The organism is Sinorhizobium sp. B11, assembly GCA_039725955.1.
GTDB lineage: Bacteria > Pseudomonadota > Alphaproteobacteria > Rhizobiales > Rhizobiaceae > Rhizobium.
The window spans coordinates 2,524,486-2,540,080 of sequence record CP091034.1; the positions used below are offsets into that span (position 1 = coordinate 2,524,486).

Annotated in this window: 19 protein-coding genes; 9 read left to right on the forward strand and 10 right to left on the reverse strand. The window is 62.1% G+C overall.

Annotated features, from left to right (window positions below; genetic code table 11):
- The first annotated feature begins 31 nt into the window (after positions 1–31).
- The 3 genes from LVY75_22450 (at position 32) to LVY75_22460 (ending at position 1,262) form a co-directional block, all read left to right on the forward strand.
- Positions 32–505, forward strand: a complete 474-nt coding sequence (locus tag LVY75_22450; GenBank protein ID XAZ21584.1) for a DUF3597 domain-containing protein — start codon at positions 32–34, stop codon at positions 503–505.
- Between the two features lie 200 nt (positions 506–705).
- On the forward strand, positions 706–984 hold the full coding sequence (locus LVY75_22455) for a CopG family ribbon-helix-helix protein (GenBank protein ID XAZ21585.1): 279 nt from the start codon (positions 706–708) through the stop codon (positions 982–984).
- The gene (locus tag LVY75_22460; GenBank protein XAZ21586.1) at positions 972–1,262 is read left to right on the forward strand and encodes a type II toxin-antitoxin system RelE/ParE family toxin; all 291 of its coding nucleotides are present in this window, start codon (positions 972–974) and stop codon (positions 1,260–1,262) included. Before LVY75_22455 ends, LVY75_22460 begins: the two co-directional genes overlap by 13 nt.
- Before the next feature lie 66 nt (positions 1,263–1,328).
- Here LVY75_22460 and LVY75_22465 read toward each other — a convergent pair whose 3' ends face one another.
- A complete protein-coding gene (locus LVY75_22465) occupies positions 1,329–1,625 on the reverse strand; it encodes a YkgJ family cysteine cluster protein (GenBank protein ID XAZ21587.1) in 297 nt (98 codons plus the stop codon).
- 149 nt (positions 1,626–1,774) lie between these two features.
- On the reverse strand, positions 1,775–2,575 hold the full coding sequence (locus tag LVY75_22470; GenBank protein ID XAZ21588.1) for a hypothetical protein: 801 nt from the start codon (positions 2,573–2,575) through the stop codon (positions 1,775–1,777).
- A 63-nt stretch (positions 2,576–2,638) separates the two neighbouring features.
- Here LVY75_22470 and LVY75_22475 point away from each other — a divergent pair, with 63 nt between their 5' ends.
- Positions 2,639–2,902, forward strand: a complete 264-nt coding sequence (locus tag LVY75_22475; protein ID XAZ21589.1) for a hypothetical protein — start codon at positions 2,639–2,641, stop codon at positions 2,900–2,902.
- A 134-nt stretch (positions 2,903–3,036) separates the two neighbouring features.
- Entirely contained in the window at positions 3,037–3,555 is a 519-nt protein-coding gene (locus LVY75_22480) for a hypothetical protein (protein ID XAZ21590.1), read from the forward strand.
- Between the two features lie 245 nt (positions 3,556–3,800).
- Here the strand turns inward: LVY75_22480 and LVY75_22485 are convergent, their stop codons facing one another.
- The 4 genes from LVY75_22485 to LVY75_22500 form a co-directional block, all read right to left on the reverse strand.
- Positions 3,801–4,019, reverse strand: coding sequence for a hypothetical protein (locus LVY75_22485; protein XAZ21591.1), 219 nt, complete (start codon positions 4,017–4,019; stop codon positions 3,801–3,803).
- Positions 4,016–4,768: a TMEM165/GDT1 family protein gene (locus LVY75_22490; GenBank protein XAZ21592.1), complete on the reverse strand. Its 753-nt coding sequence runs from the start codon at positions 4,766–4,768 to the stop codon at positions 4,016–4,018. The genes LVY75_22485 and LVY75_22490 overlap by 4 nt, the downstream gene beginning before the upstream one ends.
- A 292-nt stretch (positions 4,769–5,060) precedes the next feature.
- Positions 5,061–5,834 carry a hypothetical protein gene (locus LVY75_22495; GenBank protein ID XAZ25803.1) on the reverse strand — a complete coding sequence of 258 codons (774 nt, stop codon included), beginning with the start codon at positions 5,832–5,834 and terminating at the stop codon, positions 5,061–5,063.
- Between the two features lie 74 nt (positions 5,835–5,908).
- Positions 5,909–6,178, reverse strand: a complete 270-nt coding sequence (locus LVY75_22500) for a hypothetical protein (GenBank protein ID XAZ21593.1) — start codon at positions 6,176–6,178, stop codon at positions 5,909–5,911.
- A gap of 279 nt (positions 6,179–6,457) precedes the next feature.
- On the opposite strand from LVY75_22500, the gene LVY75_22505 reads away from it, so the two are divergent.
- Positions 6,458–7,135, forward strand: coding sequence for a response regulator transcription factor (locus LVY75_22505; protein ID XAZ21594.1), 678 nt, complete (start codon positions 6,458–6,460; stop codon positions 7,133–7,135).
- Between the two features lie 72 nt (positions 7,136–7,207).
- Complete coding sequence (locus LVY75_22510) at positions 7,208–8,590, forward strand: HAMP domain-containing histidine kinase (protein ID XAZ21595.1); 1,383 nt, start codon at positions 7,208–7,210, stop codon at positions 8,588–8,590.
- Positions 8,591–8,876: 286 nt separating this feature from the next.
- Here LVY75_22510 and LVY75_22515 read toward each other — a convergent pair whose 3' ends face one another.
- The 4 genes from LVY75_22515 to LVY75_22530 all read right to left on the reverse strand — a co-directional run bounded on the left by LVY75_22515 (position 8,877) and on the right by LVY75_22530 (position 13,637).
- Entirely contained in the window at positions 8,877–10,559 is a 1,683-nt protein-coding gene (locus LVY75_22515; GenBank protein XAZ21596.1) for an arylsulfatase, read from the reverse strand.
- Positions 10,560–11,160: 601 nt separating this feature from the next.
- Complete coding sequence (locus LVY75_22520; GenBank protein XAZ21597.1) at positions 11,161–12,228, reverse strand: cyclic nucleotide-binding domain-containing protein; 1,068 nt, start codon at positions 12,226–12,228, stop codon at positions 11,161–11,163.
- A gap of 115 nt (positions 12,229–12,343) precedes the next feature.
- Positions 12,344–13,054, reverse strand: coding sequence for a phosphatase PAP2 family protein (locus tag LVY75_22525; protein XAZ21598.1), 711 nt, complete (start codon positions 13,052–13,054; stop codon positions 12,344–12,346).
- 130 nt (positions 13,055–13,184) lie between these two features.
- On the reverse strand, positions 13,185–13,637 hold the full coding sequence (locus LVY75_22530; protein XAZ21599.1) for an Lrp/AsnC family transcriptional regulator: 453 nt from the start codon (positions 13,635–13,637) through the stop codon (positions 13,185–13,187).
- 119 nt (positions 13,638–13,756) lie between these two features.
- Between LVY75_22530 and LVY75_22535 the strand changes: the two genes are divergently transcribed.
- Both LVY75_22535 and LVY75_22540 read left to right on the forward strand, forming a co-directional pair.
- On the forward strand, positions 13,757–14,734 hold the full coding sequence (locus LVY75_22535; protein XAZ21600.1) for a nucleoside recognition domain-containing protein: 978 nt from the start codon (positions 13,757–13,759) through the stop codon (positions 14,732–14,734).
- Between the two features lie 335 nt (positions 14,735–15,069).
- Positions 15,070–15,588, forward strand: coding sequence for a hypothetical protein (locus LVY75_22540; protein XAZ21601.1), 519 nt, complete (start codon positions 15,070–15,072; stop codon positions 15,586–15,588).
- Positions 15,589–15,595: the final 7 nt, after the last annotated feature.

Below are 15,595 nucleotides of genomic sequence, written 5' to 3' on the forward strand. Positions count from 1 at the left end.
CCCCATCTTCACCACCGGAGGAGGGTTTCCCATGAGCATTTTCAACCGCATCAAGCGCGCCATTTTCGGCGAGGCGCAAGCCACCGAGGCCGCAGCGCCCACACAGGCGCCCACCACCCCTGCCAGCGCAGCGCCCACAGCCCCCGCCAGCTCGGCACCCACGGCAAGCGCACCGGCTTCGGCCGCGCCCGCTGCCCCCTCGCCGGCGCCGACCACCAATCCCTCGCCTGCCCCGGCAAGGACACAGCCTGTCGATATCGAGCAGATGCTGAACGCGGCCGTGAAAAAATCCGGCCAGAAGCTCGACTGGCGCCATTCGATCGTCGATCTCATGAAGGCGCTCGGAATGGATGCGAGCATGGCGGAGCGCAAGGAACTGGCCGGCGAACTCGGCTACACCGGCGATACCGGTGACAGCGCGAAGATGAACACGTTCCTCCACAAGGCGCTGATGAAGAAACTGTCGGAAAACGGCGGCAAGGTGCCGGCCGATCTCCTGGACTGAGTGCGAGCCGGACCGAACGGCAGATGGCGTCGAGGCCCGGCACGGCGCCATCAAATTCAAATCCGCGGGCCTGGTACCGGAGTGTTTTGAACCCGGGTTCAATCGTCTCCAAAATCTTGCGGCACAGATATTGGGATCGACTTTCGCGCGCGCAGAGCCTAGATTAGCGTAAGGTATTACCTTTGACTAAGGAGGCTCCTGTGGCATCGCCGACCTCGCTGAAGCTCGATGACGAGCTGAAGAGCCGCGTCCAGCATCTGGCCGAAGTCCGCCGCCGCTCCTCCCACTGGATCATGCGGGAAGCCATCGCGCAATATGTCGAGCGCGAGGAAAAGCGCGAGGCTTTGCGACAGCAGACACTCGACGCCTGGGATGAATTTCAGGCAACCGGGCTTCACGTCACAGGCGACGAGGTCGAGAAATGGCTTTCCAGCTGGGGAACTGACGACGAGCTGCCCGCACCCGAATGCCACAAGTAATCTTCTCGCCGGCAGCCATCCGAGACCTTCAGCGGCTGCGGGATTTCCTGGCATCGAAAAATCCGTTGGCCGCGAAGCGGGCGGGTGAGACGATCATTGCAGGTGTCAGAACACTCGGCCAGCATCCGCATAAGGGCCGCCTCATTGAGGACCTACCCGAGCAATACCGCGAATGGCTCATCGATTTCGGAGACAGCGGATATGTGGTTCGCTACCGCCTTGACGAGAAGACGGTGACGATCCTCGCGGTGCGGCACCAGAAGGAAGCCATGTTCTGATAGGGGTGACCTGGCGTTTGCCGTGACGAGATCAGGTTCCCCTGAAACAAGGTCCGCCCAAAACGGCTACGCCAGCCCGAAGGCCTTACGCGCCGTCGAACAGGCGTCATCGCCGGGAAGGCATGTGCGGCAGACGTCCGGCCTGAGGCCGTAGATCACGCATGATACTTGCGAACCGACGGTGCCCGAGAGCGCAGAGCAACGCTCTCCATCACAGCGCATGCCGGTCTGATCTGCCGAAACGAAATGCGCCGGCAGCAGATCGAGGTCCTCGTCGCTCTCGGTGGTGAACCTCGGCCATTCGCTCGAATAGGAACAGCACGCGCCGCAGGCCTGACAGTCTAGCTCTGTTGATAGGGTCATGGGTGCCTCTTACCACTGTATCGGCCAGGGATGCAAAGGCATCGGTGTTATGCCGGGCCGGCAACCAGGAACACGTTGGTCTTCTGAGAACCCGCGCGTCGTCGCCGGTGGCAGTCACGTCGCCGGCACCGGAAACAATACCGGCAGCCTCACTTCGCTTTCAGCGGCACCGGAAAATCGTTGCTGAGGTCGGCCAGGCACAGTTGAAAATCGATGGCCGTATCCTTCGAACGCACCCGTTCCCCGTTCGACTTGACGTCCGTCACGTCGAGCTCGATCGGAACGGTGATCATCCTGTCCCCGTAAAACTGGTTGAAGGCGATGCTGATGGCGTGAGAAGAGGTGGTCGCTTCCATGAGGATTTTCAGCGCCGGGTCGGTTTCGAGGAGCATCGACGCGCTCCCGGGCACCCTGGTGCCATATGGTTCCGAGCGCTTGTCCGGGTGGCTCTCCGTACCCGCCCCGATAAGATAGGCCTGCGAAGGCGCCGATGGCGTGAAATGGATCTCGCCATCCTCTCCCATCCAGGCCTCATCGACGATAAGGGTCAACGCAATACTCCAGAGGGAAGCTACGCCAGGCGTCTTCACGAAGAAACGGGTTTTGAGCAGATCGAGAGAGCCGGTCACCCGAAGATACTGTCCTGACCGATAGACATGATCCCTCGTGATCGCGACAAACGTATAGCTGCAGCCCCCAGTCCTGCCATCCTCCATCACCTGTGGTTCAGCCGCTGCATTCAACGTAACGTTCATGATATCGAGTAGCTCGCTCGCCTTTGCCGGCGCCACGGCGAGGCAGGCCGAAAGCAATGCCCCGGCCAGCGAAATCCACTTCATGCCAATCCCCCACCCTTGATGACGGCGCACCATAAATGCCCGCCGCCGATAGTCCAGCCCCCTCAAGTGGACCACAAAAGAAATGCGCCCACCCATGCGGGTGATATCCACGTGCTTGTCCGAGGCGTAAAGTTTCTCCGGCCCTGATATCAGGAGCAGCAAGAGGAGGACGCAATGCCGACCATCCTGGCTCATCACGACGTCAAGGACGTCAAACACTGGCTCGCCTCGCCCCGTCGCAAGCAAGTTTTCGAACCGATCGGCTGCACGAACATTCGCACCTTCGTCGATCCGCAATCGTCCAACAAGGTTGGCCTCGTCATGGATGTCGCCGACATGGGCCGGCTGGCGGAATTCATGAAGAGCAGGCAGGCGGCGGAGGCGATGGAATATGACGGCGTATTGCCCGAGACCCTGGTGATCCTCGTTCAGTCCTGACCAGGCAGCCTGGTTCGATCCGTCAGGGATCAATCCGTTCTGTCGGCGCACCGCGTCGGCAATCGATCCCCTCCGCCCATGCATCCTTTTTCCGCCTCGAACGTTTGAACTCCGTCAGCAAGAAGGAGACCGAAATGGCGAGCACGACAGGCAGGGACGCCATCGAAGGCATGGACGAGCTCAGGGACGCGAGCGAGCCGACGCCAACCCCCGAACGTGAAAAGACCTCCGAACAGGAAAAGACCGATCAGCACGCAAACGCCGAGGGTTTTGCGAGCGAGGCCGAATACAAGGCCTATCTGGATGCGGTTGCCGAAGATGCGCCGGTCGAGGAAGTCATCGTCGATATCGAGCGCGCGGCAGCGCGCGAGGAGCTCGAGCGGCAGATCGAGGATGTGCGTTACGAGATCAACAATCTGCGCGCCCGGCTGCATATCGTTCGCCATCAGGCGGGCACCGTGGTCGAGCAAAACCTGCGCTGGGCCGATGCCAGCGCCCATGCACAGCTCGGCGATTACCCTTGGCTGAAACTGTCGGGCGCCATGGCCGCAGCCTTCCTCGTCGGCAAGGCCCTGCAGCAGCTGCCCTTCGGCTCGCTGGTGAGCGCGGCGGCACCGATGCTGATTGCGGCGGCGCGGGAGAGAAGAAGGTAGCGGGCGAGCTGCCCTGACCGCACTGGCCCGACGACGGTGAGGTTGAGCCCGGAGCCCCCTCATCCGCCCTTCGGGCACCTTCTCCCCGCCGGGGAGAAGGGGGTGCTTCCGCGACGCCTCCCATCAAGTCACAACATTGCATCAGAGACAGTGCCGCCGGTTTCCCCTTCTCCCCTTGGGGAGAAGGTGCCCGAAGGGCGGATGAGGGGGCTGCGGGCGCCCCCCCCAAGCCTATCCCAGCACCCTCACCGCCGAAACTTCCGCCGTGCCGCCCGCATCACGCTTTCCGCAAGGATGACAAGACACCCGACCATGAGCAGCACCGCCCCGGCGGCCGGGCCGATGAGCGCCGTTTCCACGGCGAGGCCGACAGCGAGCACCAGGAGCAGGCTGAACAGCGCCAGCGCCCCGTCATCGATGAACATGCCGATGAGTTCCTTGACGGCGATCCTGAGAATGCTCATCGGGCGGGCTCCATATGCGTGTCGTGATATTGGCGCAGCCGCTGCACGGCGATGAAGGAAAAGGTGGCGAGCAGGGCGAAGATGCCGATCAGCGAGAAATCCTCGCCCGGCCATGGGGCACCGATGCCCTCGCCCACCCAGAAGATGCCGAAAGCCGTCAGCAGCAGCCCCACCGTGAATTTCAGCGTGTTCTCCGGCACCGAGGATAGCGGCTTGTGCACGAGGAAGCCGATGACGAGCACGGCGATGCAGGCAATCAGCGCGCCGGCGCTCGCATAGGGCAGCATGCCGGGGCGCGCGCCTGTGGCGATCACGATGAACACCACTTCGATGCCTTCGAGCAGCACGGCCTTGAAGGCGGCCGTGCCGGCGAGGAAATCGGCGCGCCGGTCGGCAGATTGTCGGGCCAGTGCATCGGTCTCGGCGGCAAAGGCCTTTGCCTCGTCATGCAGCGCGATGAAGCCGGAAGCGCGCAGGATCGCCTTTCTCAGCCACCGCATGCCGAACAGGATCAGCAGCGTGCCGATGGCAAATTGCAGGATGTCGATCGGGACAAGGCCGAGCAGCGGGCCGAAGACCAGCACCAGCACCGCCAGCACGAAAAGCGCCAGTCCCGTGCCAATGAAGGCCGGCCGCCAGCTCTGCGTGACGCCGACCGCAAGGATAATGGTGAAGGCTTCCACGACTTCCACGAAGGAGCCGAGGAAGGAGGCTGCCATTGTAGAGGTTATGCTTGTTATCGTCGTCATCGTCTGCTCGGTTTTCCTGGGTCTCGATCCGGACTGGCCGGTTCCACGGCAAGGAGAATGCCAGCAGCAATCCAGCCATGTCTATCGCACTTATGGCTCGGTAGACACCGGCTTTGTCGGGCGGGAAGATTGCCGGGCCGGGAGGACTGGCATGTGGCGGGCGCAGGTCGGGCCAGGGGCTTTAGGTTAGGGACCTGTCCTGCCCTTTTCTGCGATCTTACAAATCCGTAAGCGCCCCCTCGCCCCGCATGCCAGACGCATGACAGGGCGAGGCGGGCACATCGGGCAGCCCTCAACGCAATGGCTCTCCCGGGCTGCCTTCGATCTCGGGTTCGTAGTTGAAGCTCATGTAGATGACGATGAAGATGATGATCGCGAGGAACATCAGGCTCGTATAGATCGTGCCGAGCCCGAGGCCGCCATAGTCCGATGGCTGCGAGAGATAGTCGCCGAGGGAGGCGCCGAGCGGCCGGGTGAAGATATAGGCGAGCCAGAAGGCCAGGATGCCGTCGAGCCTGAATGCGTAATGGGCAAACGCGATGGCGGCGATGATGGCGCCGAAGATCAGGCCCGTGGTGATATAGCCGAAGCCGAAGACTTCGGAGATCAGGTCGCCGACCGCCGTCCCCAGCGCGAAGGTGAAGAGCACCACCAGCCAGTAGAAGGCTTCGCGCCGCGCCGTGAAGATCGAGTGGATCGACAGCGTTCCCTCCCTCGCCTTCCAGAGGATGAAGGTGATCATGAGCGCGATCGAGAAGAAGATGGTCGAACTCAGCAGCGGCACGCCGAAATTGTCGGTCAGATTGTCCGTCACCAGCGTCCCGACAACGCTGATCAGCACCACCGCCAGCCAGTAGACCGAGGGAACATAACGCCGCTGGGCGAACTGCAGCACGATGGCGCCGATGAGGATCGCCGTCATGATGATGGAAGTGACCGTCAGGCCGAGGCCCATATTGACCGCCAGATAATCGGCGGCGGTCTCGCCCATCGTCACCGCCATCAGCTTGATCAGCCAGAAATCGACTGTGACGCGCGGCACGCGGTTGATGTCATCGACAGGCATGTTCGCCAGCCTGTCCGCCAGCCTGTCCGTTCGTCTTTCTGCCATTGGATCTCTCCTTGCGGCTTGCCTTCGGGTCACTTGCCGATCAACGCCATGGCCTCGGTCAGGAACTTGTCCGAGCGGGTGTCGTCATCGGCGTTGCAGCGCTCGACCGCTTTCGCTTCGAGATCGTTGACCTTGGCCATGTCGGCATCGCTGAGCGTGGCCTTCGCCTTGGCCGCCCGCATATCCCTCAGCATGTCCTCGCAGGGCACGGTCGCGGCATGGGCGGGCATGGCGACCGCCATCAGACCGGCGACGGCGATGACGAAGGCATCGAGACGTGTCGTGGGGGGCGTCTTCATGAGATATCTCCTTGAATGCGGCGACCGGCGCCGCCTGCTTGAACAACAGTGGCTTCATGTTTTCCGCCACCGTGTCCGAACTTCTAGCCGACGGCCCATACGCGGCCTTTGCCGGGAAGATACGGTTTCGTAAGAAAGGTCGGCTGCCGGAAAAGCCGGGATCGGGCCGGTCCCGCCTGCTTACGAATCCGTAAGAATTCGATAAGGTGGCGGACACAATTCTGCGCGAATTGTGCGGCGTGAGAGTAATCTTCCGATCGTGAAAGGTTTGGACAGGCCATGCGCATTCTCGTCGTCGAGGACGATCAAAGGACGGCCGATTTTGTCGCTCGCGGCATGATCGAGGCGGGCCACGTCTGCGACGTCATCGACGACGGGCGCGACGCACTTTTCCAGGCGACACGGGAGCCATATGACGTGCTTGTCGTCGACAGGATGGTGCCCGGCCTCGACGGGCTGTCGCTGATCAAGGCGGTACGCGCCGCAAGGATCGGCACGCCGGCGATTTTCCTCACCTCCGTCAGCGGCGTCGACGACCGCGTCGAAGGGCTGGAGGCCGGCGGCGACGATTACCTCACCAAGCCCTTCGCCTTTTCCGAACTGCTCGCCCGCGTCAATGCGCTGGCGCGCCGCCCGCCCGTGCAGGACCAGAAGACGGTGCTGCGCGTGGCCGATCTCGAACTCGACCTGGTGCGCCGGCAGGTGACGCGGCAGGGCCAGACCATCGAGCTGCAGCCGCGCGAATTCACCCTGCTCGAAGTGCTGATGCGCGGCGAAGGCCGGGTGCTGACCCGCACCATGCTGCTCGAACGCGTCTGGGATTTCCATTTCGATCCGAAGACCAGCGTCGTCGAAACCCATGTCAGCCGGCTGCGCGCCAAGATCGACAAGCCTTTCGACATTCCGCTGCTTCATACCGTGCGCAATACCGGCTACAGCCTGCATGCGCCGCGCTAGTCTCCGGGAAATCCGATGCTGAAGGAAAAGAGCATCGGACCGAAAAGTGTGCAGCGGTTTTCGGACAATCCGATGCTGAAACAAAAAGCCGTTTCCGGGAAAAGCTCCAGGCTGCTGCGCAGCACGCCCTTCCGGCTGGCGCTCGCCTTCGGCCTGCTCTTCATCCTGGCCTTTCTGGTGGCCGGCATCATCACCTACCAGCTCCTGAAGCGCGATCTGGCCCAGGCGCTCGACGATTCCGTGCGCGAGACCTATTCGGTCGTCGCCTCCACCTATTCACCGGCCGATATCGAAGACCTCGTCGCCGCTGTCGCAGCCTATGCCCGCCTCAACAATGCCGAGGACAGCATTTTCCTGCTCTCGGGCGACAAGGGTAAGCGGCTTGCCGGCAATGTCTCGCCCTTTGCGGCGCAAGACGGCCTTTCGACCATCGAGTCCGGCGACATCGGCCAGAAGGGCGATGATCGCATCCGCATTCTGGCGGGCACCGTCGGCGGCAACCGGCTGATCGTCGGCGAGAGCTTCGCCGAAACCGAGGATCTGGAACGGATCGCGCTGATGAGTTTCGGCTGGGCGACCGGCGGTATCGTCCTCCTCGCCTGCGGCGGCGGCGCCTTTCTCGCCGCCCGCGCCCAGCGCCGGCTCGACGGTATCGAGCGGGCGATGAGCGATGTTTCTGCCGGCGATCTTGCGCGGCGCATTCCCCTTGAAGGCAATGGCGACGATATCGATGTCGTCGCCGCCCACATGAACCAGGCGCTGGACCGGCTGTCGGCCCTCGTCGAGGGCATGCGGCAGGTGAGCGCCGATATCGCCCATGACCTTAAGACGCCGCTCAACCGCCTGAAGATGACCGTCGAGCAGGCGATCGAACAGGGCGGGCGCGGCGAGGATGTCCGGCCGCTGCTGATCGACGCCCGCCAGGAAAGCGACCGCATCAATGCCACCTTCGAGGCGCTGCTGCGCATCTCGCAGATCGAGGCCGGCGCCCGCAAGGCGCGCTTCCGCCCGGTCGACATCAGCGACATCATGGCTTCCGTTGCGGAAATCTACTGCGGCGTTGCCGAGGATAACGGCCAGTCGCTCGACTTCGCCGCCAGGCCCGCCTCCCCCTGCATGGTCAATGGCGACCGGGAACTGCTGACCCAGCTCTTCGTCAACCTCGTGGAAAACGCCATCAACCATTGCCCGCCGAAGACCAGGATCACCCTTGCCCTGCAGGCCGGCGATGATGGCTTTGCGGCTGATGTTTCCGATGACGGCCCCGGCATTCCCGAAGCCGAGCGCGAGCTCGTCTTCCGCCGCCTCTACCGCCTCGACAAGAGCCGCACGACATCGGGCAGCGGCCTGGGCTTAAGCCTCGTCAAGGCAATCGCCGACCTGCACGCCGCCCGCATCACGCTCGCCGATCGCCATCCCGGCCTCGGCATCACGCTTCGCTTTCCTTCCAACTGACAGCATCTGCCCGAAAATCGGAATCGATTTTCGGAAAGCCTGATGCGTAGATTCAAAGAGGTAGGGCGTCCTTAGTGCGTCCGAATGGACGCACGGCGCTCTAAAGCATGTCGCGCAAAAGTGTGCAGCGGTTTTGCTGCGACGACATGCGAAAACAAGAGCCTAAAGCGTGGCAAGCGAATCTGAAAGGTCGCGACACGCTTTAGAAAACATCCGCCGATTACAAACGCCCAAAGAACAGACGGGTAGCCCTTCCGGGCCACCCGTCGTCTTGACCCGTTCTCGATCAGTTGCCTGGCTTGTTCCTGATCGCCGCGTCTATCTGCTTCTTCACAGCATCCAGGTTGAAGGAGGCCGGATCCTGCATTGGCGGGTAGTCGACCGCCGTGAGGGCGAGTTTGGCGACTTCCTGCTGAACACTCACGAAGCGCCAGAACTCGCGAGCAAAGAAGTCATTCATGTAGCCTCCACCCAGGTCATTGAGGCTTTGTTCGCCAATCGACGGTGTTCTCTCGAAGGGATCCTGACGGATATTGACCATGGTGGGCATATCAGTCGTTACCTTTCCGCCGGGCCAACCCTGCGGCTGTTGAAAGAACTGAAACTTGAAATTGTCGATGCGTACAGCACCCAGAGCAGGGCCGGCGAAGTAGAAGAATTCATGACGTGCGGACGGCGAATTGCCCTCCAGCAGGTCCATCTGGTTGTAGCCGTCGAGGTGGTTCTTGTAGGTCGTATCACCCAGCTTCACGCCCTTCAGCAACTGGTCGGTGATGTTGGGATTGCCAGCCGCCGCCACCAGCGTGGGGAACCAATCCAGGGCGGAGAAAACACCGTTCTCGACCGTGCCCGGCTTGACCCTGCCCGGCCAGCGGATGATCGCGGGTGCGCGGAAGCCACCCTCCATCACAGTACCCTTGGTGCCCTTGAACGGGGTCATGCCGCCGTCAGGCCAGGTAAAGACTTCTGCGCCATTGTCGGTCGTGAAGACGACGATGGTGTTGTCGGTCTCGTCCGCATCTTCAACGCATTTCAGGATGGCACCGACGCTGTCGTCCAGTTGCGCTATGCCGGCTTCTTCGAGACCATAATTCGTCTGGCTGTTCATCAAAGCCTGGTACTTGGGAGACAGGAACGTCCAGACATGCATGCGCGTCGTGTTGTGCCAGACGAAGAACGGTTTTCCTTCGGTCCTGGCCTTGTCCATGAAGTCGCAGGAAGCCTTGACCAGCACTTCGTCAAACGTTCCCATGTCGTACTTGGCCTTGGGCGTTACGTCATGCATGTTCGGCACGTTGGACATATCTGGGTATGGCGCCAGCGGGCCCTCGTCGATGATCTTCTGCTTGCCGATCTTGCCCCAGCGCGGCTGCTGGGTCGCGTCATCAGTGTCCGTAGCAAAGCTGTGCACCAGATTGCGCGGCCCGACTTTGTCACGATACGACTGGTCATCCGGGAACGAATACCAGTAGGGGTCCGACATGGCATCGAGATGGTACAGGTACCCGAAGAACTCATCGAAGCCATGGAGAGTTGGCAGAAACTTGTTCAGATCGCCGAGATGGTTCTTGCCGAACTGGCCCGTGGCGTAGCCCTCGGTTTTGAGGACGGCGGCGATGGTTGCGGCCTTGTCCGGCATGCCCACATCTGCGCCCGCCTGACCCACAGTCGTCAGGCCGGTGCGCAACGGGATTTCACCGGTGATGAAGCTCGCCCGGCCGGCAGTGCAGCTCGCCTCGGCATAATAGTCGGTAAACATCATGCCCTCGGACGCCAGCTTGTCGAGGTTCGGCGTCTTCCCGGACATGATGCCCCGGTGGTAGGCACCGATGTTGAACCAACCAACATCGTCGCCCATGATGACAAGAATGTTGGGTTTTGACTGCTGCTGAGCGACTGCCGGTGCACCCAGCGCGGTTGCGCATGCGGAAGCCAGCAGACCAAAGCAAAGGTTTCTCATGGTACTCATCGTGTATCCTCCGTTGAGTTTGCTCGTCGCTCGGCCCCGTTGGCACTGCTTCCCAGAGCAGAAGGATGCCCATCCTCTCGGCCGAAGACGATCTGATGTCGTGACAGTTCGCGGCATGGCGTTGCAGGAGATCGGGTATGTTGGCTATTTGAATGCCGCGCTGACTGCTCGCCATAGAGTGGCGACAGGCGTACCCGCTATCGAAGGGTCGATGGCCAGCAATGAAATACTTGCCCCGGCGTCTGCCTGGATGTCAGCAGTCGCCTTGGCGGATAATCGCACATCTTCGCCCTCGCCGCCAGATTGAAGGATCTCGTCGCCACACTCCGATGTGATAGGGACCCGGTGTATGGCACCCACCGTAATGCCAAGCCCACATGCTGCGGCCCCCTCACCCTAACCCTCTCCCCGCTGGGTAGAGGGGACTTGCCACACGATGCCTTTGAGATCGCCGAGACGGTGCGGCATCCCCTTCTCCCCGGCGGGGGTACGAAGGACGGGGCTACACGCTCGGACAGAAACCTCGCTCGCCAAGTCAATTCGGCCGGCGCAGTTATTCTGCGCTATGAGCCGGTCAAGGCGTAACCCCCACCGGCTTGGATTATTCCTTCGCCGGCCCGCCCCGCCGCTCCAGCGCCGTCTTGCGGATGGTCTCCGCGATGTCAGGACTACTGCTCGACAACATCTGGAAATCCACGGCGTAGAGCGACAGCAGCGATACCTCGGTTGCTGCGCTGACCGTCGCTGAGCGCGGTTCGCCGCTGATCAACGCCATCTCGCCAAAGAAGTTTCCGGCGCCGAGTTCCACTGGATGGTCGGGTGTCGCCACGGTGACCCGCCCCTCGACAATGAAGAACATCTGATCGCCAACATCGCCCTTGCGGCAGATCGCGGCACCTGCGGGGACAATGCGCGGTCGCAACGCCCGAACGATCTCGATCAGTGCAGCGGTACCAAGCTTCTGGAACAGGGGTACGGCAGCGACCAATTGCCAGTTGCGAACGAAGTCTTGGCGGCGAACCTCTTCGTAGAAGCCGGTGGCGAGGATGCCGGCCCAAAGTGCAAAAATACCAATCCCGCTCATCATCACCAATCCGGCCAGAACTCGACCTGCAAGGCTCTGCGGGATCTCGTCACCGTAGCCGGTCGTCGACAGCGTCACGACCGCCCACCACATCGCCTGCGGAATGCTGCCGAACCTATCGGGCTGGACGTCTCGCTCGATGACATAACCGGCCAACGCAGCGCCAAAAAGAACGATGCCGAACACCGATGTCACGCCAAGCAGATTGCGCGATTCATTCGCGACCACCTTTGCCAGCAGCCTGAAAAAGGTCGAGTCGCGCAACGGCTTGAGAAGCCAAATGGCGCAATAGAGGTTTCGATCACGGGACCCAACGAACAAGAATGCAGCGGCAGGAACCAGAACCGCGAGCAAATCGATCACGAGGGCCGGCATCCCGCCCGACAGGCGGTGGCGCCGTGAAAGCAATGTTCCGCTCAATTGGAGAACATAGGCCAGCCAAATTGCCGCAAGTAGCAGCTCAAAGACAAGCCTCTCCTGTCCAGTAAGGCCCTCAGTCGTCAGCGCGGCAACGACCAAGAGACCGATTGCAGCGAACAGCGTGTTGAGCGGCGTTGAAATCTTTGAGAAAGGCACTGCCGACATTAGATACTCCCAACCTCCCGGCATTCGTCGACAATAGATACCCTCGGCCCACACGCAAGGGAGGTTGGGGTGGCGCCTCGTTCAAAAGCAGCCTACCAGGCCTCCATAAGAACCCTCACGCGCCCCCACCCTGCCCCTCACCATTCGCCCGCACAACGAAACGCTTCGAGACCAGCCAGCAGCCGAGCGCCCAGAGTGCGCCGGCGACCCAGCCGGCCAGCACGTCCGTCGGGTAGTGAACGCCGAGATAGATGCGGCTGAGGCCGATGATGACGGCGAGGAAGATGCCGGCCGCCATGACGAAGATGCGTGTGGCGCGGTAGCGCTGCGTGCGGGCGAGCAGCGCGCCGAGCGTGAGATAGGTGACGGCGGAGACCATCGCATGGCCGCTCGGGAAGCTCATGTCGCTGACATCGACGAGATGCGGAACGATATCGGGCCTGGCGCGGGCGACGATGATCTTGAGCCCCGTGCTGGCGAGCCAGCCCGACAGGACCGAGAGAAACAGGAAGACGGCAATCCCGGTCTTGCGGTCGAGCAGCAGATAGACGGTCGCAAGCGCGGTCAGGATCGTCAGCACGGTCACGCCGCCGAGGCTGGTAATGTCGCCCATCGCGTGGGTGAGCCATGACGGGCCGATCGGCAGGCTGAGATCGCCCGGCTGGCGCAGCCACAAGAGGATCGTCTGGTCGAAGCCCAGCGTTTCGCCCTCCAGCACCTCGCTCGTCAGCCGCTGCAGCAGGAAAAGGCCGCCGGCGATGCATGCGAAGGTGATGAGCGTCATCGGCTCATACTGGTTCAGCCAGGTCTTGATACGCTGCTGCATTCTTCTCCCGTCACACAAGATTACACGCCCGGAAAGTTCCGGCGCAGGAACCCATCAACTGTGTGCAGCGGCTTGATTTTGCAAGGGGTGGCTGCCTCCGGCCGGCCCTCGCCGGCGAGCGGCAGGCCGATCAGAGCCGGATGGCCGTTTCCTCCTTCGCCGTGCGGATGACGATCATGGTGAAATAGCGGGCGACATTGTTTTCGTCGCGGAAAAGCCGTTCGCACAGCGTATCGAATTCCTCCATGTCGCGCAGGCGCAGCATCAGCACGACATCGGTTTCGCCCGTCACGGAATAGGCTTGCGAGACCGCCTCCTCGGCGACCGCGATATCGAGAAAGCGGCGCATATGCGTCTCGCCATGCAGCTTCAGTTCCACCGTCACCAGCGCCTTGATCCCGCGCCCTGCCTTTGCCGGATTGAGGATCGCGACGATGCGGTCGATGACACCCGATTTGCGCAGCCGCTGCAGGCGGCGCAGGCAGCTGGAAGGAGCAAGACCCACCTCGTCGGCCATGTCGATATTCGTGCGCGACGCGTCGCGCTGCATGAGGTTCAGGAGTTTGCGGTCGATGCGATCCATTCCCGGAGCATAGTGGCCGCACCGGCATTTGCAATAAAATTGCAAGGCACTGCAATCTTTGACCGCAAATTCGAAGCGAACGGGTCTAGCAGATTGGGGCACCACAAAAGGGGTCTCCGATGTCGTTCCTATCCTTCGTGAAGCGCAATACCAGCCAGACACTCGCCATCTACTGGGTGCTTGTCCGCATCACCGTTCCGATCGCAATCCTGACCGAGATCCTGTCGCGGATGGGCCTGGTCAAGGCGGCAGCACCCGCCTTCGCGCCGGTCATGAACCTGATCGGGCTTCCGCCGGAACTGGGCCTTGCCTGGCTGACGGGCATGCTGGTCGGGATCTGGGGCGCCGTCCCGCTCGTCTTCACCCTCGTTCCCGCATCCTCGCTCAGCGTCGCGGACGTGACGGTCTTCTCGGCCCTGATCCTCTTTGCGCACGGCCTGCCGATCGAGCAGAAGATCATCCAGAAAGCCGGCCCGGGCATGATCGCGACCACGGTGCTGCGCATCGCGGGCGGCCTTCTCTACGCCTTCATGCTGCACCATGTTCTCTCGGCAACGGGCTGGCTGTCGGCGCCGGTCGATCCCGTCTGGCTGCCGATGGGCGCGACACCCGGCTGGGCCGATTACCTCTGGGGTCTTGCCGAGACCATGATGTGGATGCTCGTCATCCTGCTTGCCCTCTCATGGATGCTCGAGATCCTCAAGGTGACCGGGCTCATGGAATGGATGATGAAGGCGCTTTCGCCCGTGCTTCGCCTTGCCGGCATCCGCGGCGAGGCCGGACAACTGACGGCGATCGGCCTGTTCCTCGGCATTTCCTACGGCGCCGGCCTGCTGATCCGCGAGGCGCAATCGGGGGCGATCTCCCCGCGCCAGATCTTTCTCTCCTGCGTGTTCATGGGTTTTGCCCATAGCGTCATCGAGGACACGATCGTGGTGATGTCGCTCGGCGCCGACCTCAACGGCGTCCTGACCGGCCGGCTCGTCTTTGCGGTTGCGGCCTGCGCGGCCATCGCCGCCCTGCTTCGCCGCCTGCCCGACAAGGCTTTCTTCGCCCGGATGTTCCGGCCGGTGACCATGGAGGCCGAACGGCGATAGGGATCGGCCTCGGCAAGTCCGGCGCGGGCAAGTCCGGCGCGGGCAGGTCCCGCGCCGATCACGTCGGGTTCACCGAACTTTGTACTCACCTCTTCATCTACCGCTTTCTCGACCTTCGTATAGTTACAAATCCCGGCCAACGCGGTGATCTTGATGGGACGGAAGAACAGTCACTCCTGGATAGCGGATGGTTGGCCATGGATCGAGACACGCCCTGTCAGCGCATGAACGGCCACGCGCCCTTGCAGCCGATCCCCCATCCCCGCTCCGCGAAATCCCTGGCATCCCCTCCCTCCCGACCGCGCCATCCTCAAATCCGCATAGAGAAGAACCGCATGCACAAGACAGTGCTGGCCGCCGCCGCAGCGCTTGCCGTTTCCGCCGTGCCCTCGCTTGCCGCCGGCAAGGAACCGCTGAATGATCGAGCCGCCAACCAGATCAGGTCGCAGTTCTCCAGGCTGATGGATCTCGCCAACCGGCACGATTTCAAGGGCCTGCACGCAATGTTCTGGCAATCGCCCTCTGCCCTCCTCGTCGCCAAGAGCGCCATTCCCGCCGAAGGAAACTGGGCAGGTTTCTGGGGCAACGAAGCGATCGACCAGAAACTGCACGACATCGGCACATCCGGCCCGGTCGTGCTCGAGCCGGACTACACGAAACTCAAGGTCGTCGGCCTGACGCCTGATGTGGCCGAATCCTACGCGCCGATGAACATCACCGTCTCCTATGCCGGCCAGGACGGGACGCCCAAGCCCTTCCTGATGATCATCGACTGGATTCATGTCGGAAAGGACTGGAAGGTTGCTTCGGAAATCATTCTGCCGGTGCCGCCGGCACCTGCCGCCAAGGGTTAGCTGCCCG

What these genes read in the sequence shown, in the direction of transcription:
- LVY75_22465 (XAZ21587.1), bottom strand. Translation starts at nt 1,625, where the DNA reads ATGACCCTATCAACAGAGCTAGACTGTCAGGCCTGCGGCGCGTGCTGT.
- LVY75_22485 (XAZ21591.1), bottom strand. Translation starts at nt 4,019, where the DNA reads ATGAGCATTCTCAGGATCGCCGTCAAGGAACTCATCGGCATGTTCATC.
- LVY75_22535 (XAZ21600.1), top strand. Translation starts at nt 13,757, where the DNA reads ATGTCGTTCCTATCCTTCGTGAAGCGCAATACCAGCCAGACACTCGCC.
- LVY75_22525 (XAZ21598.1), bottom strand. Translation starts at nt 13,054, where the DNA reads ATGCAGCAGCGTATCAAGACCTGGCTGAACCAGTATGAGCCGATGACG.
- LVY75_22460 (XAZ21586.1), top strand. Translation starts at nt 972, where the DNA reads ATGCCACAAGTAATCTTCTCGCCGGCAGCCATCCGAGACCTTCAGCGG.
- LVY75_22515 (XAZ21596.1), bottom strand. Translation starts at nt 10,559, where the DNA reads ATGAGTACCATGAGAAACCTTTGCTTTGGTCTGCTGGCTTCCGCATGC.
- LVY75_22475 (XAZ21589.1), top strand. Translation starts at nt 2,639, where the DNA reads ATGCCGACCATCCTGGCTCATCACGACGTCAAGGACGTCAAACACTGG.
- LVY75_22505 (XAZ21594.1), top strand. Translation starts at nt 6,458, where the DNA reads ATGCGCATTCTCGTCGTCGAGGACGATCAAAGGACGGCCGATTTTGTC.
- LVY75_22490 (XAZ21592.1), bottom strand. Translation starts at nt 4,768, where the DNA reads ATGACGACGATAACAAGCATAACCTCTACAATGGCAGCCTCCTTCCTC.
- LVY75_22540 (XAZ21601.1), top strand. Translation starts at nt 15,070, where the DNA reads ATGCACAAGACAGTGCTGGCCGCCGCCGCAGCGCTTGCCGTTTCCGCC.
- LVY75_22480 (XAZ21590.1), top strand. Translation starts at nt 3,037, where the DNA reads ATGGCGAGCACGACAGGCAGGGACGCCATCGAAGGCATGGACGAGCTC.
- LVY75_22500 (XAZ21593.1), bottom strand. Translation starts at nt 6,178, where the DNA reads ATGAAGACGCCCCCCACGACACGTCTCGATGCCTTCGTCATCGCCGTC.
- LVY75_22510 (XAZ21595.1), top strand. Translation starts at nt 7,208, where the DNA reads ATGCTGAAACAAAAAGCCGTTTCCGGGAAAAGCTCCAGGCTGCTGCGC.
- LVY75_22495 (XAZ25803.1), bottom strand. Translation starts at nt 5,834, where the DNA reads ATGCCTGTCGATGACATCAACCGCGTGCCGCGCGTCACAGTCGATTTC.
- LVY75_22530 (XAZ21599.1), bottom strand. Translation starts at nt 13,637, where the DNA reads ATGGATCGCATCGACCGCAAACTCCTGAACCTCATGCAGCGCGACGCG.
- LVY75_22520 (XAZ21597.1), bottom strand. Translation starts at nt 12,228, where the DNA reads ATGTCGGCAGTGCCTTTCTCAAAGATTTCAACGCCGCTCAACACGCTG.
- LVY75_22450 (XAZ21584.1), top strand. Translation starts at nt 32, where the DNA reads ATGAGCATTTTCAACCGCATCAAGCGCGCCATTTTCGGCGAGGCGCAA.